This window comes from Kitasatospora sp. NPDC056651, assembly GCF_042792155.1.
Taxonomy (GTDB): Bacteria; Actinomycetota; Actinomycetes; order Streptomycetales; family Streptomycetaceae; genus Kitasatospora.
The window spans coordinates 22179-48394 of the sequence record NZ_JBHTWX010000015.1 but is presented as its reverse complement, the minus strand read 5'-3'; the positions used below and the strand labels follow the sequence as shown (position 1 = coordinate 48394).

Below are 26216 nucleotides of genomic sequence, written 5' to 3'. Positions count from 1 at the left end.
ATGGACGGCGGACGGCGGCGGGCGGCGGACGGCGGGCGGGGGGGGGCGGGCGACGCCCGGGGGGGGCGGGCGTTCGGGGATCAGCAGTGGCCGGCCGGCTCGGAGCTCTCGCAGGTGTTGCGCGCGAAGGTGTTGTCGGCGCCGGTGTCGCGGTCGGCGAGGTCGGCCGGGCTGTTGCCGCTGAGCTGGTTGCCGGTGACCGTGGTGCGGGAGTTGGCGACGCCGACGACGCTCCTGAACAGGACGATGCCGCCGGAGAAGTCCGTGGCGCCCGCGTTGTCGTGGACCTCGTTGCCGGTCACCCGGACGTCCTCGGTGCCGGTGAGCACGATGCCGGCGCCCTGGATGGCCCCCAGGCGCGGGTTGGCCGGGCAGAACTTGTTGTTCTCGACGACCGTGTTGTGCCGGACGTCGAGGTCCCCGGCCCTGGGCACGCCCTCGTCGCCGACCACGAAGACGCCGGAGCAGTTGCCGCTGATCCAGTTCCGCTGGACGGCCAGCCCGCGCAGCCGTCGGACGGTGACGCCGACCCGGTTGCCGGTCAGCTCGTTGCCCTCGACCACGGTGCCCTCGGTGTCGGGCGCGCCGCCCTCGCGGTAGGCGTAGTTGGCGAGGAAGACGCCGGACTGGCCGTTGTCGGTCGAGTGGTTGCCCCGGATCGTGGCCCGGGTGGACATCTCCTGGCTGATGCCCTGCTGGGCGTTGTCGTGGACGTGGGTGCCGATGACGGTCAGGCCGGTGGTGCCGCTGGCGTCGATGCCGTTCTTGCGGAAGCCGGTGACGGCGAGCCGGTCGATGGTGACGTCGGACAACGGCTGCTCCTCGGTGCCGACGACGCAGATGCCGTGCCCGGCGGTGGCGCAGGCGTTCTCGGTGCCGTCCCCGGGAGTGATCACGCTGTCCGCGCCGGAGCCGCGCAGGGTGAGGCCGGGGGTGGTGATGCGGACGCTGCCCCGGAAGGTGCCGGGGAGCAGCTGGACGGTGTCGCCGGGCCGGGCCGCGTCGACGGCCTGCTGAATCGATTCGCCAGGCCGGACGAAGTGCAGCGGGCCGCCGCCGCTGTCGGCGTGCGCCGCGGGGGCGGCCAGGGAGACGAGGGCGGTGGCGGTGGTGGCGGCGGTGGCCGCGGCGAGGTGGTGGAACCGTCGCGTGGGCATGAGTGGTGACCTGTTTCTCTCGGCGCGCACGGTGTTCGAGGCGGTGTCGCGGTCGGCGGTGTCGCGGTCTGGCGTGTCGCGGTCTGGGTGTCGGTGTCCGCCGCGCGCGTACGGTCCGGCGATGGGGGCTGACGCCCTGTGCGCGGGCGGTGACGGCCGGTGGGTGCGGCCGTGTCGACGGTATGGGCGGCCGGGTGGGCCCGCCACCAGGGCTGGGCTGCGGGACTGACGGGGCGTCGACCGGGGGGCGGTACGGCCCGGCGTGGCGCGGGCCCGCCGGGAACGGCTCCGCGCCCGCCTTCCCGGTCCGTGGGCGGGCCCGCGGACCGGCCCGCGGACCGGCCCGCCCGACGTCCGGGGTCCGGGGCGTGACATGCTCGGGGCCATGACCAGCGCACCGCCCGTACCGCCCCTCGCCGCCCTCCGCAACCCGGTCGGGGCCCACGTCCCGGTGGCCGGACGCGGGCTGGCGGGGACCGGCCTGGCGTACGCGGAGCGGGTCGGCGCCGAGACGGTGCAGGTCTTCGTGGCCAACCCGCGCGGCTGGGCCACTCCCCCGGGCAGTCCGGCCCAGGACGAGGAGTTCCGCGCCGCCTGCGCCGACCGGGGCATCCCGGCCTGGGTGCACGCCCCGTACCTGATCAACTTCGGCTCGGACAACCCGGCCACCCGCGAGCGCTCGGCCGACTCGCTGCGGCACTCGCTGCGCCGCGGTCACGCCATCGGCGCGCTCGGCGTCGTCCTGCACACCGGCTCGGCGGTCGGTACGGCGCCCGGCGGGGGCTCGCGCCGGGCCGAGGCGATGGCGCAGGTCCGGGCGGACGTCCGACCGCTGCTGGACGAGCTGGACGGGCTCGGGGACGACGCGCCCTGGCTGCTGCTGGAGCCGACCGCCGGCCAGGGCAGCTCGCTCTGTTCACGGCTGGAGCAGCTGGCCGAGTACGTGGCGGCGCTGGACCACCACCCGAAGGTGGGGGTCTGCCTGGACACCTGCCACGCCTTCGCCGCCGGGCACGACCTGGCGGAGCCGGGCGGGGTGACGGCCGCCCTGGACGCCTTGGCCGCCGCGGCCGGTCCGGGCCGGCTGCGGCTGATCCACGCCAACGACTCCGAGGACGTCGTCGGCGCCCGCAAGGACCGGCACGCCAACATCGGCGCCGGGATGATCGGCGCCGAGCCGTTCCGCGAGCTGTTCGAGCACCCGGAGACGGCCGGGGTGCCGCTGGTGGTGGAGACCCCGGACCGCAAGCACGGCGGCGACGGCACCGGGCACGCGATGGACATCGCGGTGCTGAAGGAGCTGCGGGAGCGGGCGGCGGTCCGCGTCTGAGGACGACGGGGACCTCGGAGCCGTTCCGCGGAGCCGTTCCGCGGAGCCGTTCCGCGGCCGCGGAAGGGCGGCCGGACAGCCGTGAGCCCGGGGGTCGGCGGGCGGCCTCCGGGCTCGGGGTGCGGCGGGATCAGCAGCCGCAGTCGCTCTCGCCGGCCTCGGCGTAGTTGAACCAGGTGGCGTGCGGGCCGAACAGGCCGACGCCCGCAGTGCCGGTCTGCAGGATCTGCTCCTCCGACTGCGTGCCCGCCGCCATGGCCGAGGTCGGAACCGTCACGACGGCACCGGCCACGGCAACGATCACGGCGAGCTTGCGGATCTTCCCACGAAGCGACATCTGATGTCCTTTGGTTCGTCTCTGGTTCTCGGACCCGCGCCCCCGACCGGCCGGCACGGCCGCCCGACGGGCCGGGCGGCGCCCCACCGGGGAGGCGCCGGGCCCACGTTGGCACACGAACGCGCACCTCAGGGCGCGCGCCGCAACCGGGCTGAGGCATTCGGGTGAGGCAACTCCCCCGGCCGGACGAATCCGGGCACAGGGCCGTGAAAGAGGGCGTACAACCGTGAATCCGGTCGAACAGCCGGGTGACGGGCGCCGGACGAGTGCCCGCCCGACCGCCCCCGGACCGCAAGTCTTGCGGTGACGGACCGGACGAACTGAACAAATCCCATCGATTTGGCGACCGGTCCGGCGTCGTCCGAGCATGGACAGTCGCTCCACGGCGCTCCACCGGGCGCGCGAGCAGGACCACGAAAGGCGCACCACCCTCATGCAGACCAGTCCCGCCGCACCCCGGCCGGCGGCCCGGCCGAGCGACCCGGAGACCCCGGGCACCCCGGTCGGCGCCGCGCCCGCGGGCCCGCCGCCGCAGACGAACGGCCGCCGCTTCGGGCTCGCGACCGCCACCGCCCTGGTGATGGGCAACATCATCGGCGGCGGCATCTTCATGATCCCGGCGGCCGTGGCCCCGTTCGGAACGGTCAGCCTGCTCTCCTTCGCGGTGCTCACCGTGGGCGCGATCGCGCTGGCGCTGGTCTTCGGGCAGCTGGCCCGCCGCAACCCGCGCACCGGCGGCCCGTACGTCTACGCCCGCGAGGCCTTCGGGGACTTCGCCGGCTTCCTGGCCGCCTGGTCGTACTGGATCACCACCTGGGTCAGCAACGCCGCGCTCGCCGTGGCCGCCGTCGGGTACCTGGACGTGCTGCTGCCGCTGCACCACTCGATCCCGCTGGAGATCGCCGCCGCACTGACCATCCAGTGGCTGCCGGCGCTGGCCAACCTGGCGGGCACCCGCTTCGTCGGGGCGGTCCAGCTGGTCTCCACCGTGCTGAAGTTCATCCCGCTGCTGCTGGTCGCGGTGGGCGGCCTGTTCTTCTTCGACCCGAAGAACCTGGGCGCCTTCGACGCCTCCGGCCAGGGCTGGGCGGGCGGCATGTCCGCCGCGGCGGCGATCCTGCTGTTCAGCTACCTGGGCGTGGAGTCTGCCGCGATGAGCGCCGGGAAGGTCCGCGACCCGGAGCGCAACGTCGGCCGGGCCAGCGTGCTCGGCACCGCCGGTGCGGCGGCGGTCTACCTGCTCGGCACCGTCGCGGTGTTCGGCACCGTGGCGCACCAGCAGCTGATCCACTCCACCGCGCCGTTCTCGGACGCCGTGGACGCCATGTTCGGCGGCAACTGGGGCGGCACGGTGATCGCCCTCGCCGCGCTGGTCTCGATGACCGGCGCGCTCAACGGCTGGACCCTGCTCTCCGCCCAGGCCCCGTACGCGGCCGCCAAGGACGGGCTGTTCCCGGCGGCCTTCGGCAAGGAGCGGCGCGGGGTGCCGGTCTTCGGCGTGCTGGTCGGCGTCACCCTGGCCTCGGTGCTGACCGTGCTCAACTTCGCCAGCGGCGCGAAGGGCGCCTTCGAGATCCTGGTGCTGGTCACCACCTTCACCGCCACCGTCCCGTACCTGCTGTCCACCGCCGCCCAGCTGTTCTGGCTGGTGCGCGGGGACGGCGGCAAGGTCGACCGCGGCCGGCTGGTGCGCGACGCCGCCCTCGGCCTGGGCGCGTTCGCCTTCTCGCTCTGGCTGCTCGCCGGGGCCGGCTACGCCGCCGTCTACCAGGGCGTGCTGTTCCTGTTCGCCGGCGTCCTGGTCTACGTCTGGATGGCGGGCCGCCGCCGCGACTGAACTCCCCCGGCGACGGCCGGAAATGCGGACATAACCTCATGAACCCCCTTGACCTGCGCCGGACTTGTCCGGCGCAGGTCTGTTGTGCACGAGGATTTCACTTCCGGGGTCTACCCGCGTAGGTGACGGGGTCGCCACACTGGCGCACGCAAATCAGCAGTTCATCCGATCTGATGATGGAGCGTCCGCCATGGCCCTCACCACGTCCGCACGTCGATTCCTGTCCTGCATACCGGCCGCCGCCGCCCTCGCCGCCGCGACCGTGCTCACGACCGGCGCCCCGGCCCAGGCCGCCCTGCCGACCCCGGTCTCCGCGGCCATCGCCCGGAGTTACCTCGCCGCGATGCCCGCCACCCCGGAGACCCACGGGGACACCTACGACCGCACGCTGTTCCCGACCTGGATCACCATCAGCGGCACCTGCGACACCCGCGAGTGGGTCGTCAAGCGGGACGGCGGCAACGTCGTCACCGACACCTCCTGCAAGGCCACCAGCGGCAGTTGGTCCTCGCCGTACGACGGCGCGACCACCACCAACGCCTCCTCCTTCGACGTCGACCACCTGGTGCCGCTCTCCGAGGCCTGGGCCTCCGGCGCGTGGAGCTGGACCACCGACCAGCGCAAGGCCTTCGCCAACGACGTCACCCGCCCCCAGCTGCTGCTGGTCTCGGCGAGCAGCAACCGCTCCAAGGGCGACCGCGACCCGGCCGAGTGGCTCCCGCAGGCCTCGTACCGCTGCACCTACGCCCGCGCCTGGGTGCAGGTGAAGCAGTACTACGGCCTGAGCGTGGACAGCGCCGAGAAGAGCGCGCTCACCGGCATCCTCGACGCCTTCTGAACCCCGCGGCTCCCGCGGCCCGGCGCTCGCCCCGCGCCGGGCCGTCGCGTCGGGAGGGCCGTCATGCCGGGAGGGCGCCGCGCGGGGAGGGGCACTGCACGGGCCGGTCAGCTCGCCGAATCCGGCGGGAAGGGCACCGGGTACGCCTCGGCGAAGTCGGCCGAACGGGACACCTCGCGCCACCTGGTGTCCTCCGCCAGGAGCCGCCGGTCCACGGCGATCGAGCTCTCGGCCGCGTAGGCCCCGAGCGGCAGGTGGTGCGGGATGTCCCGCCGCTTGGCCACCCGGACGAGGATCCCGGCGGCGCGGGCCGGGTCGCCCGCGGCGCCGTCACCCTGGCGCATCAGCCGGTGCATGGCGCCGACCGTCTCCTCATAGGCCTCCGGGACGTCGTGGACCGTCATCGAGGAGCCGGCCCAGTCGGTGCGGAAGCCGCTGGGCTCGACCACCAGCACCTTCACGCCGAACGGCGCGGTCTCGGTGCGCAGCACCCGGCTGAACCCGTCGATGGCGAACTTCGCCGCCTGGTAGGAGGCGAGGCCCGGGGAGCCGCCGACCCGGCCGCCCATCGAGGAGAACTGGATGACCAGCCCGCCCTTCTGCTCGCGCAGCAGCGGGAGCGCGGCCTTGGTGACGTTGTAGACGCCCCAGAAGTTGGTCTCGAACTGGGCGCGGAAGTCGGTGTCCTCGGTGGTCTCGATCGGCGAGAGGTTGGCGTAGCCGGCGTTGTTCACCAGCACGTCGATCCGGCCGAAGGCGGCCCGCGCCTCGGCGAGGGCCGCGCGGGCGGCGGCCGGATCGGTGACGTCCAGCGCGATCGGCCGGATGCGGTCGCCGAACTCCTCGACGAGGTCGGCGAGTTGCTCCGGCCTGCGGGCGGTCGCGGCCACCCGGTCGCCGGCTTCGAGCGCGGCGCGGACGAGGGTGCGGCCGAAGCCGCGCGAGCTGCCGGTGACGAACCAGGCCTGTTCGGTGTTCTTCCCCATGCTCTTCTCCATGCCGATAGTAAAACACCGTTGCGCTATTAGTGCAACGGTGTTGCGGTATTACGTCAACGGCGTTGCACTACCATGGCCAGGTGACTGCATCGGAGTTCCAGCGTGCGCGCTCGCCCGAGGCCAAGCGACTGCGCGAGGCCGCGATCCTGGAGGCGGCCCGCTCGCTCAGCCGCGAGCACGGCATCAGGGACATCACCCTGACCGACATCGCCGCCGCGGTCGGGATGCACAAGTCGGCGCTGCTGCGGTACTTCGAGACCCGCGAGGAGATCTTCCTGCGGCTGACCGCCGAGGGCTGGGCGGAGTGGTCGGACGCGCTGACCGCACGGCTGCGGGAGACCGCGGACCCCGGCCCGGCCGCCGTGGCGCAGGCGTTCGCCGCCACCCTGGCGGCCCGCGGACCGTTCTGCGACCTGCTCGCCCACGCCCCGCTCAACCTCGAGCGCAACGTCTCGCTCGACGCGGTGCGCGAGTTCAAGCTCGCCACCTTCGCCGCCATCGGGCCGATCGGCGCGGCCGTCCGCACGCAGGTGCCCGCCCTGGACGAGCAGGACGTCGTCGACCTGGTCGCCACCGCCGTCGCACTGGCCGGAGCCCTGTGGCAGATCGCGAACCCGGGCGCGGAGGTCGCCGCCCTCTACCTCGGCGACCCGCGGCTCGCCCACGCCGTCGTCGAGGTCGAACCCCGGCTCACCCGTGTCCTGACCGCCACCCTCACCGGGCTGGTCGCGGGAGCGTCCGAGCCGCGCCCCTGACCGGCCGTACGCACCACGGGCGTTTGCACCCGGATGGATCATCTGACGTGCCGCACAAGGGATTTGACCCTACGGTGCGGTGCCAGGGGGTCATCCGAGCGGAAGGCTGATTCTGGCATGGCAGGGAAATTCGAACTGTACGTGGACGAGGGCGGCATGCACCGCTTCCGGCTCAAGGCGAGCAACGGGGCGATCGTGGTGACCGGCGACCCGCAGGAGAGCAAGGACGACTGCCTGAAGAGCATCGAGTCGATCCGCAAACTCGCGCCGTACGCGGAGCTCAAGGAGACCGCCGCGTCGGTGTGACCGGGCACGTTCCCGGGTGCGGGTCGGTGGTGCAAATCGCCGACCCGCGTTCTTCTGCACGACAGATCCCTTTGGCCGGGTGCACGCCGGACGTGGACAGAACACCGGCATGCGCGTCGCCATCGTCACCGAATCCTTCCCACCCGAGGTCAACGGAGTCGCCCACAGCGTGCTGCGGACGGCCGAGCACCTGGTCCGCCGGGGCCACCAGCCCCTCGTCGTCACCCCCGCGCCCGCGCGGGGCGCCGAGTGCCCGCCCGAGACCTTCGGCGGCGCCGCGGCCGGGGAGATCCCCGTGCTGCACATCCCGTCGGTACCGCTGCCGGGGTACCCCCAGGTCCGGATCGCGCTGCCCAGCCGGCAGCTGGCGGCCGCGATCGCCGGGCACCGGCCGGACCTGGTCCACCTGGCCAGCCCGTTCGTGCTCGGCGCCCGCGGGATGCAGGTCGCGGCGCGCCTCGGGGTGCCCGCCGTGGCCGTCTACCAGACCGACCTGGCCGGGTACGCCCACGCCTACCGGGCCGGCCGGGGCCTCGGCGAGGCCGCCGCCTGGCGGCGGATCCGGGCCGTGCACCGGGCGGCCGCCCGCACCCTGGCCCCGTCCACCCCGGCCGCCCAGGACCTCACCGCGCACGGGGTGCCCAGGGTGCAACTGTGGCCGCGCGGGGTGGACTCGGTGCGGTTCCACCCCCGGCACCGGGACGAGGCGCTGCACCGGGCGCTCGCGCCGGGCGGGGAGGTGCTGGTCGGGTACGTCGGGCGGCTGGCGCCGGAGAAGCGGGTCGACCTGCTGACGGCGGCCTCGGCACTGCCCGGGGTGCGGGTGGTGGTGATCGGGGACGGCCCCTCGGCGCCCGGACTGAAGGCCGCCATGCCGGGCGCGGTGTTCCTCGGCCGCCGCACCGGTGACGAACTGGCGCGCTGCTTCGCGACGTTGGACGTCTTCGTGCACACCGGCCCGCTGGAGACCTTCTGCCAGACCATCCAGGAGGCGATGGCCAGCGCGGTGCCGGTGATCGGCCCGGCGGCGGGCGGCCCGCTGGACCTGGTCGCACACCACCGCACCGGCCTGCTGGTGCCGCCCCGGGACGGCGCCGCCGTGGCCCGGGCGGTGGCCGAGCTGGCCGCCGACCCGGCGCGGCGGGCCGGGTACGGGCGGGCCGGGCGGGCCGAGGTGACCGCCCGCACCTGGGAGGCGGTCGGGGACCAGCTGCTGCGGCACTACGCCGAGGTGCTGGCGGAGCACCACGGGCTGCCGCTGCCGCCCGCTCCCCCGTCGGCGGTCGAGCCCGTGGCGCCCGCCCTGCCCGAGGAGCTGCCGGCATGACCGCCACGCCCGACGACGGGGCGCGGACGACCGGCGGGGCTCCGACGACCGACAGGCCCCGGACGACCGACGGCGCTCCGACGGCCGACGGTGCCCTGACGATCGTCCGGCTCGCCAACTTCGTCACCCCGGTCTCCGGCGGCCTGCGCACCGCGCTGCGCCACCTCGGCGCCGGGTACCGGGCGGCCGGGCACCGGCCGGTGCTGATCATCCCCGGCGAGCGGCGCTCCGAGGAGGAGACCGACCAGGGCGTGGTGGTCACCCTGCCGGGCCCGGTCCTGCCGGCCGCCGGCGGCTACCGGCTGCTCACCGACCGCCGGGCGGTGACCGCCGAGCTGACCAGGTTCTCCCCCGACCGGCTGGAGGTGTCCGACCGCACCACGCTGCGCTGGACCGGCGCCTGGGCCCGGCGGCACGGGGTGCGCTCGGTGATGGTCTCGCACGAGAGCGCCACCGGGGTGCTGCGCACCTGGGGCGTGCCAGGCCCGCTGGCGGGCGCGGCGGCCGACCGGCTCAACGCGGCCACCGCCCGGGCCTTCGACTCGGTGCTCTGCACGACCGACTGGGCCGCCGCGGAGTTCCGGCGGATCGGCACGCCCAACCTGGTCCGGGCCCCGCTCGGGGTCGACCTGGAGACGATGCGCCCGCTGCCGCCCGCCGCACGGGCGGCCGAGCGGGCCCGGTACGCCGCCCCGGCGGAGACGCTGCTGGTGCTCTGTTCCCGGCTCTCCACCGAGAAGCGGCCCGGGCGGGCGATCGAGGCGCTGGCCGCCCTGCGGGCCCGCCGGCTGCCCGCTGTCCTGGTGGTGGCCGGGACCGGCCCGCTGCGGGAGCGGCTGGCGGCCCGGGCCGCACGGCTGCGGCTCCCGGTGCGCTTCCTCGGGCACCTCGGCTCCCGGGCCGAGCTGGCCCGGCTGCTGGGGTGCGCCGACGTGGTGCTCGCGCCCGGTCCGGTGGAGACCTTCGGACTGGCCGCGCTGGAGGCCCTGGCCTGTGGCACGCCGGTGGCCGTCAGCCGCTCCTCCGCGCTGCCCGGGCTGATCGGGCCCGCCGGGGTGGCGGCCGTCGACACCGGTGGTGGATTCGCCTCCGCGGTGCGGCAGTTGCTCGAACGGCCGGAGGAGCAGCGGCGGGCCACCGCCCGAACCCAGGCCGAGCGGTACGGCTGGCCGACGGCGGTGTCGGCGTTCCTGGCGGCGCACGGCGCGCGCAACGACGAAGCGGTGGAGGGGAGTCGGAATGAGCATGCTGGACGCCCCGCGTGACCGGGCGGCGGAGGAACGCCCCGCCGCGGGCGAGCTGCTGCGCTTCGTCGCGCTCGGCGACTCGCTGACCGAGGGCGTCGGCGACCAGGTCGACGGAGGCTGGCGCGGATGGGCCGCCGTCCTGGCCCGTTCGCTGGCGCCCGAGGGGCAGGAGGTCGAGTTCACCAACCTGGCGCACAGCGGCGCGCTCACCACCGAACTGACGACACGTCAGTTGCCGCAAGCGCTGGCGCTCCGGCCGCAGCTGGCCGCCGTGGTGGTCGGCGGCAACGACACCCTGCGCGCGGGCTTCGACATCCGGCGCACCGCGCTGGAGTTGGATGCCACGATGGCCGAACTGTCCGGCCACGGCGCCAGGTTGCTGACCGCCTGTCTTCCCGACCCGGGCAGCCTGCTCCGGCTCCCGGCGCCGCTCGCCCGTCCGCTGGCCCGGCGGATGCGGGCGGTCAACACCGTGGTGCACGCCCTCGCCGCCCGCCACCGGGCCGTCCACCTGCACGTCGCCGAACTGCCGTGGCCGGCCGAGCGCCGGCTGCTGAGCGTGGACCGGCTGCACCCCAGCGCCGAGGGACACCACCTGATCGCCCGGCGGTTCCACGACCTGCTCGTCCAGGCCGGCCATCCGCTCGGCCCGCCCCCGGCCTCCGCCCCGGCCGAACCGCCACCGGGCCGGGCCGCCGACCTCTGGTGGATGGCCACCCAGGGCACCCGCTGGCTCGCCGCCCGCAGCACCGACCTCCTCCCGGGCCTCCTCGCCCTCGCCGCCTCCGAAGCCGCCGCCCGCGTCCGCGGCGCGAGCGGCCGGCACGACGAACAGATGGCCCACGCGGCCGCCGAGGCGCTGGCCACTCCGCGCCTCCCCCGGCCCTGACCGGGATCAACGGGACCACGGACCCCACCACTTCGGCGGCAGCGGGTCCGCCGGCCCCGACGTCGGCTGATCGGGGTGCAGTCCGAGCCGTCGAAGCGCGTCGGCCCGGAAACGAACGGCGACCGTGCCGTGCCAGTGGCCGTCCGCGCCCACTCCGCACATCAGGTCGTACCTGATCTCGTCGTCGGCGAACGGGTGCCAGTCGATGCCGCGGTCCCGCAGTCAAACCACCGTCAGCTGCCGCGGCCGCGGGCAGCCGGCGACGTTCTCGTAGTGAAAGATGGTCACCCACTCGAAAGCCTGATCGCCCATGCGGGCCATCATGGCGCGGCCCGGGAGCCGGTCGCCCGGCCTTTTCCCGGATGGATCCGGCTTTGACCACCTGTTAGCGTGCGCGGATGGACGATCTCGGATCCGTGACCTGGCCGCCCGCTCCGATCAGGACCGAAAGGCTCGTACTCCGCGCGCCCGAGACCAGGGACCGTGCGGCGTTCGTCGAACTGCTCGCCTCACCGGACGTGCACACCCACCTCGGCGGCCCCCGGCCGCGCGACGAGCTGGAGCGCGAGCTGCCCCCGGCGCCCGAGCGATGGCCCGGGAGCTTCGTCGTCGAGCTCGACGGGTCGATGATCGGCCACCTGCTGCTCAGGAGGGCGACGGGACACCGGCGCCCGGCCGCCGCGGGGAAGGCCGATCTCGGCTACCTGCTCCTGCCGAGCGCCTGGGGGTCCGGGTACGCCACCGAGGCGTGTGCGGCGGCGCTCGGCTGGCTCGACGGCGCGCTTCCCGGCGAGCCCGTGGTGCTCACCACCCAGAGCGCCAACACCGCCTCGATGCGCCTCGCGGCGAAGCTGGGGTTCACCGAGGTGGAGCGCTTCGAGGCCTGGGGCTCCGAGCAGTGGCTCGGCATGCGGCCACCGGTCTCGCCGACCGCTTGAGTCCGCGGCGGGGCCGCCGGGGAGCACCCGCCCGTGCGCGCCCGGGCGTCCCGCCACCGCGATCGAACCCACGACCCCGACTCCGAACGGAAGTTCGCCAGATCCGGCTACCAGAGCCGCCAGGCCTGCCGATCCGACAGCGTCCCCGGACGGCAGGGTCGGTGAAGGGCGCGACGGGGGAACCATCGGGGTGGCACGGGTTGTCGTGGCTGGGGAAAGTGCGGCGGAGGGAGCCGGGGTGGAGAGCGTGGGCGTGGACGGACGGGAGGTCCTGGCGGCGGCGGGGGTGCTGCTGTTCCAGGACATGACAGGACGAATGCTGGCGGTGCGGCTGCCGTACGACCGCAAGCATCCGGTGGCGATCCCGGGCGGCGGCTGGGAGCCGACGGACCGGTCGCCCCGGGAGACCGCACTGCGGGAGATCCGCGAGGAGTTGGGCTTCACGCCCCGGCTGGGGCCGCTCGCCGGTGTGGACTGGGCGCTCCTGCGCGACGGTGACCGGCCGATCGTCGTCTACCTCTACTGGGCGGATCCGCTGACGGCTGAGCAGGTGGCGGCGTTCCGGCCGGACACGGCGGAGGTCGGCGGCTGGACCTGGCTGACGGCCGAGCAGGCCGGGCACGCGCTGCCGCCGCGGCTCTCGCGCCGGGTGACGGCCTGTCTGCGGGCGCCGCGCGAGGCCGGGCCGCTGGAGCTGGAGGACAGCCGGCCGGTCGGGCACACGCTCGACCGGCTGCCCGCCGACGGCCCGGTGCCCGAATACCTCGGACTGGCCGCGGCTCCGGGGCTGACCCCGCCGGTCGAGGAGCCGCCGGAGCCGCCGATGGACCGGGAGACCTACTACACCACCCGCCCCCGCATCCGGACGAAGGCGCGGGCGCTGTTCACCGATGCCGACGGCCGGGTGCTGCTGGTGCGGCTGCGGCCGTGGGACGGGCCGCGCGGGCTGGTGCCGCACTGGACGCTGCCGGGCGGCGGGGTGGAGGCGGACCGGGAGATGCCCCGGGCGGCGGCCCGCCGGGAGATCCGCGAGGAGCTCGGCTGGGACATCGAGCCCGGGCCGCTGCTCGCGCTGGACTGGCAGCCGGGCACAGCGGCCGACCCCGATGCGGACCCCGCGACCGGCCGGGACACCGCCCTCCTGGTCTACGTGTTCGACGGGGGCGCGGTGACGGCGCGGATGCTCGACCGGCTCGTCCTGCCGGAGGACGAGCTGGTGGAGTGGCGGCTGTGCGGTCCGGACGAGGCACGGACGCTGCTGACCGGCCCGTCCTGGGACCGGACGGCCGCCGCACTGGCCGCCCGGGACCGGCCGGGCGGGCCGGCCGAGCTGGTGCGCGGGCGGGCCGTCGGACCGGACCTGCCGCCGGGCTGAGACCGGGCCCCGTCCGGGGCCCGGCGGGCCGGGAGGCCGGGGGGTCGGCCGTCAGACCTCCAGTTCGCCCTCGATCCTGCCCAGCTGGTGGCGGGCCATCGCGAGGTTGGCACGCGACTTGTCCAGCGCGAGGTAGAGGAAGAGGCCCTTGCCGGTGCGGCCGGTGAGCGGGCGGATCAGGTGGTACTGGCTGGTCAGGGTGATCAGGATGTCCTCGATCCCGTCCTGGAGGCCGAGCATGTCCATGGTGCGCATCTTGGCGCGGACCACGTCGGTGTTGCCGGCGGAGGCGACGTTGAGGTCGAGTCCGCCGGGGCCGTCGAGGGTGGCCAGCGCCATGCCGCTGTTGTAGTCCACCAGGGCCGCGCCGATGGCGCCCTCGATGCTGGTCATGGCCTGCTTGAGCGCGCCGGCTGCGTCGGTCATCTGGGTAACTCCCGTTCGATGGTGAGGTGGTGAGGTGGTGAGGCGGTAAGGCGTCGAGGTGGTGACGCGGTGAGGTGTCGCGGTGTCGAGGTGGCGGGGATCGGTCGGCGAGGTGATGCGGCGACCGACGGCCCGGGTCAGAGCGCGTCGCGCGGATCCTTGGGCAGCAGTGCCTCGTTGAGCATCCCCGCGATGCGCTGCGCGCTGCGGCGGGCCTCCAGGTGCAGCCGGCCGACGTTGACCTCCGGGTGCGCGAGCAGCGTCAGCACGCAGCTGCCGCCGGCCGCGTAGACGGCGACGTAGCCGTTCTCGCCGCGCACCAGCGACTCACGGAACTCGCCCTGCCCGGTGGTGTCGGCGAGCCGCTGCGCCAGCGAGAGCGAGGCCGCCGTCATCGCCGCCAGGCCGGAGGGTTCGGTGCCGTGGGTGTCGTGCGCCACCAGCAGGCCGTCCACACTGGCGACCAGGCCGCCCGCGAGGTGCGGGACGCGATGCTTGACGGAACGCAGTTCGGCGAGCAACTCGGTCTCCAAGGCGATCAGTTGTCTCCTTCCGACACGCTGCTTGAGGGCCCGCCTCATGGCCGGGACGGCGGGGTCGCGGGCGGGGAGTGGGTCAAAGTCGGGCCTCCAGAAGGTCTCGGACCCGGGTCAGCAGGGCGATGTCCGGGTCGGGGACGGCCAGCGGGTGGGCCGCTGCCGTGGTGGGCGGGCGTTCGGAGTTCGTGGGGGTGTCGGCCCCGGTGGGGGCAGCGGCGGGGGCGGGGCCGGCCGTGACCGGGGCTCCGGCGAGCCCGGCCTCCCGGAGGCTGGCGCCGGGGATCCGGCGGTGCAGTCCTCCGGCCCGCCCGGTCGTGACCGGCGCGGGGACTTCGGGCGCCGGTACGTGCCGTGGGGCAGCCTTCGGTGCCGGCACCGCCGCTGCCGGGGCTGCCGGAGCCGCCGGTGCCGGGCCGGTCGCCGCCGGAGCTGCCGGGCACGGGGCGTCCAGCAGTCCGGCGGCGGCCAGCCGGCGGACGTCCGCCGTCACTCCGAAGCCGGAGCGGCCGAGCAGCCGGGCCAGGTCCGCCGGGGTTCTTCGGCCGTCGGCGTGGTCCAGCAGCTCGCGGCGCCGGCGGCCGGGCGGCCGGTGGGCCGGATGCCGGCTGCGCTCGGCCGGGCGGACCGGCGTCGCGTCGAGCTGGGCCCACGGCCAGATCCGGTCGAGCAGCTGCCGCCGGCGTTCGACCTCGCGGCAGATCCTGGCGGGCTCGACCCGGGCGACCGGGCCGAGCCAGTGCCGGGCGTCGGCCTCGAACCGCCAGACGCCGCCGGCCGGATCGGCGAGGACGAAGAACGCGGCGTCGAACAGCGTTCCCAGGTGGCCGAGTTCGAGTTCTCCCCGGGTGATCAGCCGCTGTTCGACCAGCACCTCGCCGACCCTCGACCGCGGGCCGTGCAGCCGGAGCAGGTCGGTCCAGCCCTCGGGGGTGATCCGGCCGCAGCCGGTGAGCAGATCGGCCAGGCCGGGTGCCCGGGGGGACTCAGCGGCGGTCACCTGGCCGTCGACCAGGTGGAGACTGCCGAGCGGTCCGCGCAGGGCGCCGGTGACGCGGCGGTCGGCGAACAGGGCGAGCGCCTCGCCCGGAGTCTTCGGGGTGGCGCCGCCCGCGGGGAGCGGCGGCACGGTGCCGGTTGCGGCGGTCACGCGCTCACCCCAGCACCAGTTCCTCGGTGAGGGCCTGGAGGCGGAAGCGGGCGGCGGCGAGGTTGCCCTCCGCGCGGTCCAGCCAGAGGTGCAGGACGAGCCTGCTGTCGAAGGCGGTGTCGATGAAGCGGATCAGGTGGTAGCTGCGGCCGGCGGTGACGATGATGTCCTCCAACGGGGCTCTCCGGTCCTCCGCCGCGGTGAAGGTCTGACTCTCAACGGCCGCCCGCACCAGGTCGGTTGCCTCGGCGGCGGAGGTCTCGTGCTCACCGGACGGACTGTCCCCGAGGCTGCCGAGGGCCAGCCCGCTGCTCCAGTCGACCAGGCTCGCGGCGCGGGCCCCCGCGATCGCCATCGCTCCGGAGAGGCATTCGTCGATACCGGGCACACCGGCTCCTTCGCGGGGTCTGGGCGGCCGGACGCAGCGCGGCGCCGACCGGTTCACCACCAGCAGTGGCAAGTTCGACACGGAAGGCTACTGCCGGATTTCATATGACGAACATTCCAATGGCATATTCACATCGCAAGCGGCCAGTTCCAGCCAAGATATGACGGCGCGTCAGTCCAGGCGGGGGGCCCGCGTCACTGGTGGGTCAGGGGTGTTGGGGTACCGTTCACCGACCACCTGGCCCGAGACCTTGGCCGACAGTAGCCCATGCGACAGGACTTCGAGGCCGAAGGTGCGATAACAGCTCGACTTCCCGGGTGCGAACACGACGAAGGGGCCCGTTCCGCTGGACGGAACGAGCCCCTTCGGGTGGAGCGCCAGGCCCGGGTCGCACGGACTCTCCCTACTGAAAGTAGGGCGTGCTCTGGTAGCACCGCTGACGCCTGCTCAAGAGTCCGTTTCCCGGAAGGTCACTTCCTCTCGACGTGCAGAACACTAGCAGGTCATCACACCTGGTCAGAAATCCCGCCCACCTGGAGCACCGGGCGGAAGGGCCGGTCAGCCCAGCAGCGCCCGGTAGCCCTCGATCAGGGCGGCGAGGCCGAGCTCGAAGGCCCGGTCGGCACGCTCGCGCCCGGCGGGGACGGCGTCCAGGGCGTCGGCCAGCCGCGGGGTGGTGGCACGGTCGACGGCGTCGACCATGACGTCCGGGGCGACCAGGTCCAGCGCCGACCCCAGGATGAAGCTCTCCAGGGCGGTGATCAGGCCCATCACGTCCTGCGCCGCGAAGCCCGCGTCCTCCAGGGTGGCGACGGCCCGCTCGTACAGGGTGTGCATGAACGATTCGGCGAGCGGCGCGGTGGCGAGCAGCCGGATGATGCCGGGGTGCTCGGCGAAGGCGTCCCGGTAGGCGTGCGCCCAGGTGCGCAGCGCCGCGTCCCAGGACTGGTCCCACATCGACTGCTCGCCGATGGTGCGCACCAGCTCGGCCCGCATCAGGGCGACGATCTCGGCCCGTCCGGCGACGTGGTGGTAGAGCGCGGAGGGGCTGACCTTGAGCGCGCCGGCCAGGGCGGGGATGGTGAGATCCCCCGCCTCGTCGACCAGCCGCAGCGCGGTGTCCACGATGCGCTGCCGGTCCAGCAGGGGTGTGCGCGGCCTGGGCATGCCCGGTTCCTCACCTTCGGGGTCGCCGAGCGGCCCCGTCGGCCCCGGCAGACCAAGATCGCCGTTGGTCGTCGTTATCCAAGCGTTACTGAACGGCTTTCAGTAAAACCCTTCCGCACCTGCCGGTGCCGCGCCTACGGTAACCGAACCCCATTCGGTTAGGCAGGCCGCGCACCCCACCGGCCCGCCCTCCCCGGAGAGGACGCACACCCCCGTATGCGTGCCGAAACGATCTTCACCGGCGGCCGGATCCACACCGGAGACCCCGCCCTCCCCCACACCCACGCCCTCGCCGTCGGCGCGGGGCGGATCGCCGCCCTCGGCGACGCCGCCCTGGCCCTGCGCGACGAAGGCACCGAGACCGTCGACCTCGACGGCGGCGCCCTGCTGCCCTCCTTCGGCGACGGCCACGTCCACCCGCTGCTCGGCGGCATCGGCCTGCTCGGCGTGCCGGTCCGCGACTGCACCAGCCTGGAACAGGTCGTGGCAGCCGTCCGCGACTGGGCGCAGCGGCACCCCGAGGCCGAGTGGATCACCGGCGACGCCGTCGACCCGTGGCTGGCCGAGGGCGGGCTGTTCGACGCCCGGCTGCTCGACGAGGCCGTCCCGGACCGGCCGGTGCTGCTGCGCACCATGGACCACCACACCGGCTGGGCCAACAGCGAGGCGCTGCGCCGGGCCGGGTACGGGCCGGAGACGCCCGAACCCGTCGGTGGCGAGATCGTCCGCCGGCCGGACGGCAGCCCGCTCGGCACCCTGCGCGAGTTCGGGGCGCTCAACCCCGTCCTCGCGCTCGTCCCGCCGCGTCCGGTGGCCGAGCAGGTCGCCGCGCTGCGGGAGACCACCGCCAGGCTGGCGGCCGCCGGACTGACCTGGCTCCAGGACGCCTGGGTCGAGCCGGCGCAGGTGGACACCTGGCTGGCCGCCGTGGCCGAGGAGGACCTGCCGGTCCGGGCCGGGCTCGCCCTGCTGCTCGAACCGGACGGCTGGCGCGGGCGGCTCCCCCGGCTGGTGGCCGACCGCGACCGGGTGGCGGCCGCCGGACGCGGCCGGCTCACCGCTCGGGCGGTCAAGTTCTTCGCCGACGGCGTCATCGAGTCCGGGACGGCCGCGCTGCTGGAGCCGTACAGCGACTGCCCCCACTCCCACGGGGTCGCCAACTGGACCGGCGCCGAACTGGCGGAGGCCGTCACCGCGGTCGACGCGCTGGGCTTCCAGCCGCACATCCACGCGATCGGCGACCACGGCGTGCGGATCGCGCTGGACGCGGTCGAGGCCGCCGTCCGCCGCAACGGGGTGCGCCCCCGCCGACCGGTGATCGCACACGTCCAGCTCGTCCACCCGGACGACCTGCCGCGCTTCGCCGAACTCGGCGTGATCGCCAACTTCGAGCCGCTGTGGGCACAGACCGACCCGCTGATGACCGAGCTCACCCTGCCCCGGATCGGCCCGGAGCGCGGCGCCCGGCAGTACCAGATCGCCGCGCTGCTGCGCGACGGTGCCCGGGTGTCCTTCGGCAGCGACTGGCCGGTCACCCGGTACGAGCCGCTGGCCGGGCTGGCCACCGCCGTCACCCGGCAGAACCCGGACGGCCTGCCGGACGGCGGCTGGCTGCCCGCCGAGCGGATCGGACTCGCCGAGGCGCTGGCGGCGTACTCGGCGGGCGTGGCGCACCAGGCCTTCGAGGAGGCCGAGTGGGGTGTGCTGCGGCCCGGCATGCGGGCCGACCTGGTGCACCTGGCCACCGATCCGTATGCCGTCCCGGCCGCCGAGCTGGCCTCGGTCGAGGTGGCCGGCACCTGGCTCGGCGGGCGCCGCACCCACGGCGGGCCCGGCCGCGACCGTGAACCCGGCAGGGGCCGCGACCGCGCGCGCTGAGACGCCGCGCACTCCCGCCCCGGACGGATCCTCCGACCGGTACCGGCCGTCCCCCACCGCGGCGGTGCCTCGTTCTCCGGTCGGCGGCCGACGCGTCGTCGCCGCCGACCGTCCTACCCTCGTTCGTACGACCCAGGAGAGCTCCCCCATGACCCTGCCCTCCGACGCGGCCACCTCGTCCGCACTCCGTCCCCCCGACGTCCCTTCCGCCGCCTCCCCGTCCGATTCCGCGTCCCCGGCCTCCTCCGCGCCGAGCGGCGGCCTGGGGCGCGGGGTGCTCGGCACCGGTGACATCGTCTTCTTCGTCGTGGCCGCCGCCGCGCCGCTGACCGTGATGGCCGGTGTGGCGCCGTTCGCGATCTCCTTCGGCGGCATCGGCACCCCGGTCGCCTACCTGGCCACCGGTGTGGTGCTGGCGCTCTTCGCGGTCGGCTTCACCGCCATGACCGCGCACATCCGCAACGCCGGCGCCTTCTACGCCTACGTCACCCGCGGCCTCGGCCGGGCGGCCGGGCTGGGCGCGGCGTTGCTCGCGGTGCTCTCGTACAACGCGATCCAGATCGGCATGTTCGGCGCCTTCGGGTTCTTCGCCCACACCACGGCCGCCGATCTGCTCGGGCTGGACCTGCCCTGGCCGGTCTGGGCGCTGTTCGGGGTCGCGGTGGTCTGGTTCCTCGGCTACCGCTCGATAGACCTGGGGGCCAAGGTGCTCGGGGCGCTGCTGATCGCCGAGACCGGCATCCTGCTGGTGCTCGCGGTGGCGGTGCTGGTCAAGGGCGGGGCGCACGGGCTGAACCTGTCCTCGTTCGCGCCGACGAACGTGTTCTCCGGCGGGATGGGCGGGGTGCTCGGGCTCTCCTTCGCCGCCTTCATCGGCTTCGAGGCCACCGCGATCTACCGCGAGGAGGCCCGGCAGCCGCAGCGGACCGTGCCGCGCGCGACCTACGCCGCGATCGCCTTCCTCGGCCTCTTCTACACCTTCATCACCTGGATGATCGTGCAGGCCTTCGGCGACACCGAGGCCGTCGCGACCGCCACCGCCGACCCGGCCGGGATGTTCTTCACCGCGATGACCGACTACGTCGGCGCCTGGGCCACGGACGTGCAGCGGGTGCTGATCGTCACCAGCCTGCTCGCGGCGCTGCTGGCCTTCCACAACACCATCACCCGCTACGGCTACGCGCTGGCCTCCGAGCAGGCCGCGCCGGCCGCGCTCGGCCGGATCCACCCGCGCCACGGCTCGCCGTGGATCGGCGGCATCGCCCAGTCGGTGCTGGCGGCCGCGGCCGTCGGGGTGGCGGCCCTGATCGGCGCGGACCCGTACGACCAGTTCTTCCTCTGGGTGAACTCCCCCGGGGTGGTCGGCATCCTGGTGCTCCAGGCACTGGCCGGACTCGCCGTGTTCGCCTTCTTCCGCCGCAACCGGGCGGCCGCCGCGAGTGCCGGGGTGTTCCGCACGGCCGTGGCGCCGCTCGCCGCCACCGTGCTGCTGTGCGGGGCCACGGCGCTGGTGGTGTGGCGGCTCGACCTGTTCACCGGCGCCGGCCCGGCGGTCAACTGGCCGCTGGTCGCGATCGTGCCGGTGGTGTTCCTGACCGGCGTCGGGATCGCCCTGCGGCTGCGGGCCCGGCGGCCGGAGGTCTACGCGCGGCTCGGGACGAGTGAGGTCGACGCGGGCTGAGGTCTCCGTGGGCTGAGGTCTCCGTGGCCGAGATCGCCGTGGCCGAGGGCGACGCGGGCTGACAGCGGCCGGCCCGGAGCACCCGCCCTGGCCGAACAACCCCGACCGGTCGGACCGGTCGGACCCGCCCGGCCGCTCAGACCTGGCCGACGGCCTCGGCGAGGAGCCGGTAGGAATCGAGCAGCGCGGTGCGGTCGTAGGTGCTGGTGGTGACCAGGAACTCGTCCGCCCCGCTACGCTCCACCAGCGCCGCCAGCTCGGCGGCGGCCTGCTCCGGGGTGCCCGCGATGTGGCCCTTGAGCGACTGCTCGTACCCAGCCCGCTCCCTGACCGTCATCTCCCGGGCGCGGATCTCGGCGGCGGGGGCCAGCGGCGGGAACTCGCCGTGGGTGCGGGAGTACGCGCCGGACCAGGCCTCCGGGACGAGTAGCTCGTGCGCCCGCTCGACCGTCTCGGCAACCGCCACCGTGCCCGAGACCACGACGTAGGGTTCGGCCGCCTGGGCGGAGGGGCGGAACCGGGTGCGGTAGCCGTCGATCGCCGCGAGCATCCGGTCCTCCCCGCGGGCGGCGGCGATCACCAGCGGCAGCCCGGCCTCGGCGGCCAGGTCGGCCCCCGCTCCGGTGGCCAGGACGAAGGCGGGGACGCGCAGGCCCTCGGACGGCCGGGCGTGGACGCCGCGGTGCGCCTGCTGCGAGCCGTCGAAGTAGCCGAGCAGTTCGGCCAGCTGGGCGCCGAACTCGTCCGCGGCCTCCTTCTCCCGCCCGAGCGCCCGTCGGACACCGTCCGTGAAGCCCACCGAGCGTCCGAGCCCCATGTCGATCCGCTCCGGGAAGAGCGCCGCCAGGACCCCGAACTGCTCGGCCACCACCAGCGGTTGGTGGTTGGGCAGCATCACTCCGCCGGTACCGACCCGGATGCGCGTGGTCGCCGCCGCCACCGCCGCGGCGAGCACGGTGGGCGCCGAACCGGCCACCCCCGGCACACCGTGGTGTTCGGAGACCCAGAACCGGTGGTAGCCGAGCCGCTCCGCCTCGCGGGCGAGGGACACCGTGTCCCGCAGCGCCTGGGCCGGCTCCTCGCCCTGTCTGGTCCGGGAGCGGTCGAGCACGGAGAGCCTGGTCCTGGGCGCGGCGCTGGTCACACCGGAGGACAACGCCCGCCCGCCGCGCGGGCATTCCCCGGAGCACCGGGCTCCGGAGCCCGTGACCGGCGACCCGGCGACCCGGCGACCCGGCGACCAACACCCGACGGGTCAGGCGCCCGCCCCGGGTATTCGGGCCCCGCCGGTGCCCGTGGCCCTGCGGCGGCCCCACGGCTTGTACACGGACAGGACCACCATGAACAGGTAGAGCGCCAGCGCCACCGCCGGGACGATCACCGTGTTGTAGCGGACGAAGCCGAGCTCCGCCACCGTGATCGGACCGGTCGGATGCGCGTCCACCACCCGCACCGCGTCGTGCAGCCGGGCGGTGAGGGCGAGGACGGAGGCCGCCATCGCCCCGAGCGTCAGCCAGAACTTGATGCTCACCCAGTAGTACCGGAACAGCCCCCAGGACGTACCGAGCCCGAGCGCCACCCCGCTCAGGAAGGCGAGCAGGCTCAGCGGCAGGATCAGTACGTCACCGAGCAGGCCCATCGCCCGGTAGGCGGTGCGCAGCCGGTCGGCGTCCCCCGCCGTCAACGCCGCCACCGCCAGGGCGAGCAGGCAGAGCATCAGCGCCAGCCAGCCCACCGAGGCGACGACGTGCAGGACGACCAGGGGCTTGCGCACGGCCGGCGGCAGGCGGCGGGCGCCGGACGCCGGCACTGCCGGCCGCCCTGGCGTCGGTCGGGACGCCGTGACGGCACCGGTGGGCGAGCGCACGGGGCACCTCCTTCGAGTCGGGAGCACTCAGGACGGCCCCAGGCTCTCCCCTCCGAGCCTCATCCGGCATCTGACGGTGGAAGTAACCTCGCCTACTCCCAGGCGAGTACATGGCTCCCGGACGAGTACGCGCTCCCAGCGACAGCCGGAACGCGTACTCGCCCGGGAGCAGACCCCGGACTCGGCCGGTCATCCTCGGCCGGTCGCCCTCGGTCGGTCATCCTCGGCCGGTGGCCCTCAGTCGGTCACCGCGAACCCCTGCGCCGTGCCCAGCTGGTGCAGCGAGGCCGGGCCGGGGATCCCGTCGGCCGCCCCCGCCTGGTACCCGCAGCGCCGCTGCCAGGCCGCGTACGCGGCGACCGTCCTGCTGCCGAACGAGCCGTCCACCCACCGCTGTTCGAGCAGCCCCTCGTCCGCGAGCGCCTGCTCGACCACGGCCACCTCGGCCCCGTAGGTCAGGTGCCCCTGCTCGGCCCCCGGGTCGGTCTGCGCGGCCGCGACCACGTGGGACACCGAGACCGTCCGCTGCCCGGGCAGGTAGCCGAGCAGCCGGCGCAGCGAGCCCTCGCCCGGGACGCCGTCGGCGGCCTGCCCGGAATAGCCCAGACTCCCCTGGTAGTCCGCGTAGTTCTCGGTGTCCGCGTCCGACCAGTTCGGCCCCGGACCCTGCTGGTAGTGGTCGCCGAAGCCGTGCGAGACCAGCGCCCGCCCGACCACCGTCACCTGGTAGCCCTGGGCGCCGTAGCCGTACGCCAGGCCGTTGATGCTCACCTGGTAGCGGGCGGGCTGCTGCGAGGGCGGGTTGCCCGGGAAGCCGCCCGTGAGGTCGGGCCAGGAGCCCGGGTCGGTGTGGTCGTTGTACGGCACGTGGGCGTGCGCGTACCAGCCGCCCCGGGTCTCCCAGACCTGCTCGTCGCGGTGGCCGGAGAAGTCGGTCGGCCGGCCCATCGGCCAGGTGTCGGGCACCCCCCAGGAGGAGACCCAGGCGTGGATTCCGCCCCAGCCCGCGCACGGGGTGTCGACGAGCCGGGGGTAGACGCCGCCCTGGTAGCGGCAGTACGGGAAGAACACCGCTTCGATCTGGATCACCACCCGCCCGGCCCGGTTGGTGCGGGTCGGGCTCTGGGAGGGGCTGAGCAGGCTCTTCGAACGGGAGTCGGCGGGGAACAGCTGCGCCACCCGGCCGCTGAACGGGTCCCAGACGAGGTGCGGCGCTTCACCGGCACCGCTGCCGGAGAAGTAGCCGACCAGGTCGTCGTAGGAGCACCAGTCCTGCGGGGCGGCGGCGGTCGCGTTGCGGTCCCAGGTGATGTGGGCGATGGCCTTCGGCGGGTAGTTCTGGTCGGTCTGCGCGTGATCGCCGAGGTCGTGGACCTCGGCACCGGGCAGCCACAGTTCGGGCATTGCGATCTCCTCCGAACGGCGTGAGGGCATCTCTCCCGGTATCGGCAGACAGGGCTCGCGGGTTGACCCCGGCGGCGCGAATCCGTGCCGGTGAACCCCCTGCGCTCGTCCGGACGTTCGACACAGCAGGGGGTATTCGCCGTCATGTGCGAATCGGGCGCCCGTGCGGGGGCGGCCGATCGCGCGGAAGGGGGCGCATTCCACCGCCACCGGGGCCCCGCTGTCAATCGTTGACATCAAAAGTGGTCTAGTCCACGGTGGTCCGGCGGACCGGCACCGAGTCGCGCCCGGGACACCCGAGTGCGCTCAACTCTCAGCCGTGGAACCGAATCTGACGATCCGATGGAGAAACCCGCACCATGCAAAGAGTCTGCCTCGCCCTGCCCACCATGCGACCCTGCCCCGAGACCATCGCGGAACTCGCCGAGGAGGCGGCCTACGCGGTCGCGACCTTCGGGGTCGAGGTGCACCTCCTGATCCTCGACACCACCGGAGCCGCCGAGTTCGCCGTGAACGCGGACGCCGTGGCCGCGCTGGAGCCCCCCGCGGGCGTGGTCGTCCACCACCTCGGCGAGGCGCGGCAGCGGGAGTTCCTGCGCCGGGTGACCGAGCGCTCCGGCGTCCCCGACCCCGAGCTGCTGCTCGACCTGATGCTCCCGGGGGCCGTCGCGTACGGCTCCTGCGTCAACCGGCTCTTCCTGGGCGCGGCCGCCCTGGGCTGCACGTCGACGCACCTGCGCAACGACGACGCCGACTTCCAGGTCCTCGACGGCCGGAAGGTCTTCCCGATCCACCACGAGCTGCTCTCGATCGGCAAGCCGGCCGGCGAGGCGGCGGCCGGCGTGACCCGCTCCGAGCTCGACCCGGCCGACGCGGACACGCCGGTGATGCTGGTCAGCGGCTCCTTCATCGGCGAACTCTGCGTGGACATCGGCGAGATCCACGAGCTGGACCCGGCGATCTACCGCGAGGTGGTGCGCCTGTGGGCCCCGCCGGTGTGGTCGGACGAGGAGAAGGACGCGATGGTGGACGTCTCCTTCAAGGGCGCCGGCTCCGAGCCGTTCAGCACCGACGAGTCCGTCCTCGGGGTGCCCGACATCTGGGACGTCTACATGTGCAACGTCGCCCTGGACCACCGGGGCTACGAGGTGCTGCCGCTGCTGCCCTCGGTCGAGACCATCGGCAGCGACTACGTCCTGCACCACGCCATGGTCCACGCCCGGATGCCCGGTGTCGTGCACAACCGCCACATCGTCAACTACTACACGCCCGAGCGCCGGACCGGCGCCGGCTTCGTCGCCTACCAGCTGCGGTTCGTCAAGTTCCTGCTCTCGATGCTGTACCTGTACCCGGTCTACGGCGGGATGATCGACCTCGGCCGCGGGATGTTCGACGAGCGGCACGGGCTGAGGATCGAGCCGATCCTCGACCTGGTGCGCGGCAGCGTCGGCTGGGACCGAGCCGGGAACGAGCACTGCCTGGACGTCCTGGACCGCTCCTACCGCAAGCTCGGCGGCAAGTACGCCGAACTCGCGGACGTGGTCGCCGGGCAGCGCCAGAAGCTCCTGGACGAGGCGCAGGAGGACGCCGAGCGCTGGGCCGTGCTGGTGGAGGCCTGGTCGGCGCTGGTGGCCGCCTCCCGCGCGGAGGGGCTCGGCACCGCCACGGAGGCCGCCGCCACGGAGGTCGCGGCCGGGTGAGCGAGGACCTCCGGATCCGGCTGCTGGCCGACAACGACTGGGACGCCGTGGTCGCGCTGGAGCACGACGCCTACGCGGCCGACGGCCTGTCCGAGGGCCGGGAGGCACTGCAGTCCCGCGCCCTCGCCTCGCCGCGGACCTGCTTCGTACTGGAGCAGGGCGGCACGGTCCGCGGCTACCTGCTGAGCCTGCCGTACCCGCCGCTGCGCTGCCCGGACCTCGACCGGCCGGAGGAGGCGGTCTTCGCGTCGGACAACCTGCACGTGCACGACCTGGTGATCGCCGAGGACCTGCGCGGCCGGGACGTCGCGCTGGGGTTCATCCGGCACTTCCGGGAGCGGGCGGAGGAGCTGGGCTACGAGCGGATCTCGATGGTCGCGGTGCGCGGTGCGGACATCCTGCTGCGGCTGCTCGGCTACCGGGCGCACCGGGAGGTCACGGTTCCCGCGTGCTACGGGCGGCGCGCGGTCTACATGTCGATGCCGGTGCGCTGACCTGCGGGGACATCCGAACGGGCGATCACTCTTTCGGCCCACTCCGGACGGCGGGGCTCACCCCATCGGGTGAAGCTGGTGGCGGGGGGGCCCCCCCCCCCCCCCCCCCGCGCCCCCCCCCCCCCCCCCCCCGCCCCCCCCCCCCCCCCCCCCCCCACGAGGCAGGGGACAAACTTAAAGACGCCGCCCAA

At 74.4% G+C, this 26216-nt stretch carries 25 protein-coding genes; 14 read left to right on the top strand and 11 right to left on the bottom strand.

The features are described from left to right. Positions 1 to 80: 80 nt before the first annotated feature. Positions 81 to 1157 carry a nitrous oxide reductase family maturation protein NosD gene (locus ACFRAR_RS09000; protein ID WP_380696399.1) on the bottom strand — a complete coding sequence of 359 codons (1077 nt, stop codon included), beginning with the start codon at positions 1155 to 1157 and terminating at the stop codon, positions 81 to 83. A 385-nt stretch (positions 1158 to 1542) separates the two neighbouring features. Here ACFRAR_RS09000 and ACFRAR_RS08995 point away from each other — a divergent pair, with 385 nt between their 5' ends. Next, positions 1543 to 2487, top strand: coding sequence for a deoxyribonuclease IV (locus ACFRAR_RS08995; RefSeq protein WP_380696397.1), 945 nt, complete (start codon positions 1543 to 1545; stop codon positions 2485 to 2487). Positions 2488 to 2617: 130 nt separating this feature from the next. On the opposite strand, the gene ACFRAR_RS08990 is transcribed toward ACFRAR_RS08995, so the two are convergent. Beyond that, on the bottom strand, positions 2618 to 2824 hold the full coding sequence (locus ACFRAR_RS08990) for a hypothetical protein (protein ID WP_380696395.1): 207 nt from the start codon (positions 2822 to 2824) through the stop codon (positions 2618 to 2620). 433 nt (positions 2825 to 3257) lie between these two features. Between ACFRAR_RS08990 and ACFRAR_RS08985 the strand changes: the two genes are divergently transcribed. Continuing rightward, the gene (locus tag ACFRAR_RS08985; RefSeq protein ID WP_380696485.1) at positions 3258 to 4661 is read left to right on the top strand and encodes an amino acid permease; all 1404 of its coding nucleotides are present in this window, start codon (positions 3258 to 3260) and stop codon (positions 4659 to 4661) included. A 190-nt stretch (positions 4662 to 4851) separates the two neighbouring features. Beyond that, positions 4852 to 5499 (top strand): HNH endonuclease family protein, encoded by a 648-nt coding sequence (locus tag ACFRAR_RS08980; protein ID WP_380696393.1) that lies wholly within the window; start codon positions 4852 to 4854, stop codon positions 5497 to 5499. Positions 5500 to 5606: 107 nt separating this feature from the next. Here the strand turns inward: ACFRAR_RS08980 and ACFRAR_RS08975 are convergent, their stop codons facing one another. Then, positions 5607 to 6497, bottom strand: coding sequence for an SDR family NAD(P)-dependent oxidoreductase (locus ACFRAR_RS08975; protein ID WP_380696391.1), 891 nt, complete (start codon positions 6495 to 6497; stop codon positions 5607 to 5609). Positions 6498 to 6577: 80 nt separating this feature from the next. Here ACFRAR_RS08975 and ACFRAR_RS08970 point away from each other — a divergent pair, with 80 nt between their 5' ends. The 7 genes from ACFRAR_RS08970 (at position 6578) to ACFRAR_RS08940 (ending at position 13334) form a co-directional block, all read left to right on the top strand. Beyond that, complete coding sequence (locus ACFRAR_RS08970; protein WP_380696389.1) at positions 6578 to 7252, top strand: TetR family transcriptional regulator; 675 nt, start codon at positions 6578 to 6580, stop codon at positions 7250 to 7252. Positions 7253 to 7369: 117 nt separating this feature from the next. Continuing rightward, positions 7370 to 7558, top strand: coding sequence for a YegP family protein (locus ACFRAR_RS08965; RefSeq protein WP_380696387.1), 189 nt, complete (start codon positions 7370 to 7372; stop codon positions 7556 to 7558). A 109-nt stretch (positions 7559 to 7667) separates the two neighbouring features. Then, the gene (locus ACFRAR_RS08960; protein WP_380696385.1) at positions 7668 to 8885 is read left to right on the top strand and encodes a glycosyltransferase family 4 protein; all 1218 of its coding nucleotides are present in this window, start codon (positions 7668 to 7670) and stop codon (positions 8883 to 8885) included. After that, on the top strand, positions 8882 to 10150 hold the full coding sequence (locus ACFRAR_RS08955; protein WP_380696383.1) for a glycosyltransferase: 1269 nt from the start codon (positions 8882 to 8884) through the stop codon (positions 10148 to 10150). Before ACFRAR_RS08960 ends, ACFRAR_RS08955 begins: the two co-directional genes overlap by 4 nt. Continuing rightward, positions 10125 to 11021, top strand: coding sequence for an SGNH/GDSL hydrolase family protein (locus tag ACFRAR_RS08950; protein WP_380696381.1), 897 nt, complete (start codon positions 10125 to 10127; stop codon positions 11019 to 11021). Before ACFRAR_RS08955 ends, ACFRAR_RS08950 begins: the two co-directional genes overlap by 26 nt. A gap of 398 nt (positions 11022 to 11419) precedes the next feature. After that, the gene (locus tag ACFRAR_RS08945; protein WP_380696379.1) at positions 11420 to 11959 is read left to right on the top strand and encodes a GNAT family N-acetyltransferase; all 540 of its coding nucleotides are present in this window, start codon (positions 11420 to 11422) and stop codon (positions 11957 to 11959) included. A gap of 238 nt (positions 11960 to 12197) precedes the next feature. Further along, positions 12198 to 13334, top strand: a complete 1137-nt coding sequence (locus ACFRAR_RS08940; protein WP_380696377.1) for an NUDIX domain-containing protein — start codon at positions 12198 to 12200, stop codon at positions 13332 to 13334. 51 nt (positions 13335 to 13385) lie between these two features. Here the strand turns inward: ACFRAR_RS08940 and ACFRAR_RS08935 are convergent, their stop codons facing one another. From ACFRAR_RS08935 to ACFRAR_RS08915, 5 genes are all read right to left on the bottom strand, one after another. Next, entirely contained in the window at positions 13386 to 13760 is a 375-nt protein-coding gene (locus ACFRAR_RS08935; RefSeq protein ID WP_380696375.1) for a hypothetical protein, read from the bottom strand. A 137-nt stretch (positions 13761 to 13897) separates the two neighbouring features. Further along, positions 13898 to 14293 (bottom strand): roadblock/LC7 domain-containing protein, encoded by a 396-nt coding sequence (locus ACFRAR_RS08930; RefSeq protein WP_380696373.1) that lies wholly within the window; start codon positions 14291 to 14293, stop codon positions 13898 to 13900. A gap of 82 nt (positions 14294 to 14375) precedes the next feature. Next, complete coding sequence (locus ACFRAR_RS08925) at positions 14376 to 15446, bottom strand: hypothetical protein (RefSeq protein WP_380696371.1); 1071 nt, start codon at positions 15444 to 15446, stop codon at positions 14376 to 14378. Positions 15447 to 15450: 4 nt separating this feature from the next. Then, complete coding sequence (locus ACFRAR_RS08920; protein ID WP_380696369.1) at positions 15451 to 15834, bottom strand: hypothetical protein; 384 nt, start codon at positions 15832 to 15834, stop codon at positions 15451 to 15453. Positions 15835 to 16392: 558 nt separating this feature from the next. Continuing rightward, positions 16393 to 17001: a TetR/AcrR family transcriptional regulator C-terminal domain-containing protein gene (locus ACFRAR_RS08915; RefSeq protein WP_380696367.1), complete on the bottom strand. Its 609-nt coding sequence runs from the start codon at positions 16999 to 17001 to the stop codon at positions 16393 to 16395. Between the two features lie 216 nt (positions 17002 to 17217). Here ACFRAR_RS08915 and ACFRAR_RS08910 point away from each other — a divergent pair, with 216 nt between their 5' ends. Both ACFRAR_RS08910 and ACFRAR_RS08905 read left to right on the top strand, forming a co-directional pair. Then, positions 17218 to 18879, top strand: coding sequence for an amidohydrolase (locus ACFRAR_RS08910; protein WP_380696365.1), 1662 nt, complete (start codon positions 17218 to 17220; stop codon positions 18877 to 18879). Between the two features lie 148 nt (positions 18880 to 19027). Next, on the top strand, positions 19028 to 20560 hold the full coding sequence (locus tag ACFRAR_RS08905; protein WP_380696363.1) for an APC family permease: 1533 nt from the start codon (positions 19028 to 19030) through the stop codon (positions 20558 to 20560). Positions 20561 to 20696: 136 nt separating this feature from the next. Here ACFRAR_RS08905 and ACFRAR_RS08900 read toward each other — a convergent pair whose 3' ends face one another. The 3 genes from ACFRAR_RS08900 to ACFRAR_RS08890 all read right to left on the bottom strand — a co-directional run bounded on the left by ACFRAR_RS08900 (position 20697) and on the right by ACFRAR_RS08890 (position 23831). Continuing rightward, positions 20697 to 21704, bottom strand: coding sequence for an LLM class flavin-dependent oxidoreductase (locus tag ACFRAR_RS08900; protein WP_380696361.1), 1008 nt, complete (start codon positions 21702 to 21704; stop codon positions 20697 to 20699). 111 nt (positions 21705 to 21815) lie between these two features. Continuing rightward, on the bottom strand, positions 21816 to 22370 hold the full coding sequence (locus ACFRAR_RS08895; RefSeq protein WP_380696359.1) for a DUF2269 domain-containing protein: 555 nt from the start codon (positions 22368 to 22370) through the stop codon (positions 21816 to 21818). Positions 22371 to 22664: 294 nt separating this feature from the next. Further along, entirely contained in the window at positions 22665 to 23831 is a 1167-nt protein-coding gene (locus ACFRAR_RS08890; protein WP_380696357.1) for a peptidoglycan-binding protein, read from the bottom strand. Between the two features lie 359 nt (positions 23832 to 24190). Between ACFRAR_RS08890 and ACFRAR_RS08885 the strand changes: the two genes are divergently transcribed. Both ACFRAR_RS08885 and ACFRAR_RS08880 read left to right on the top strand, forming a co-directional pair. After that, positions 24191 to 25531 (top strand): DUF6271 family protein, encoded by a 1341-nt coding sequence (locus tag ACFRAR_RS08885; RefSeq protein WP_380696355.1) that lies wholly within the window; start codon positions 24191 to 24193, stop codon positions 25529 to 25531. Beyond that, entirely contained in the window at positions 25528 to 26025 is a 498-nt protein-coding gene (locus ACFRAR_RS08880; RefSeq protein WP_380696353.1) for a GNAT family N-acetyltransferase, read from the top strand. The genes ACFRAR_RS08885 and ACFRAR_RS08880 overlap by 4 nt, the downstream gene beginning before the upstream one ends. The last annotated feature ends 191 nt before the right edge of the window (positions 26026 to 26216 follow it).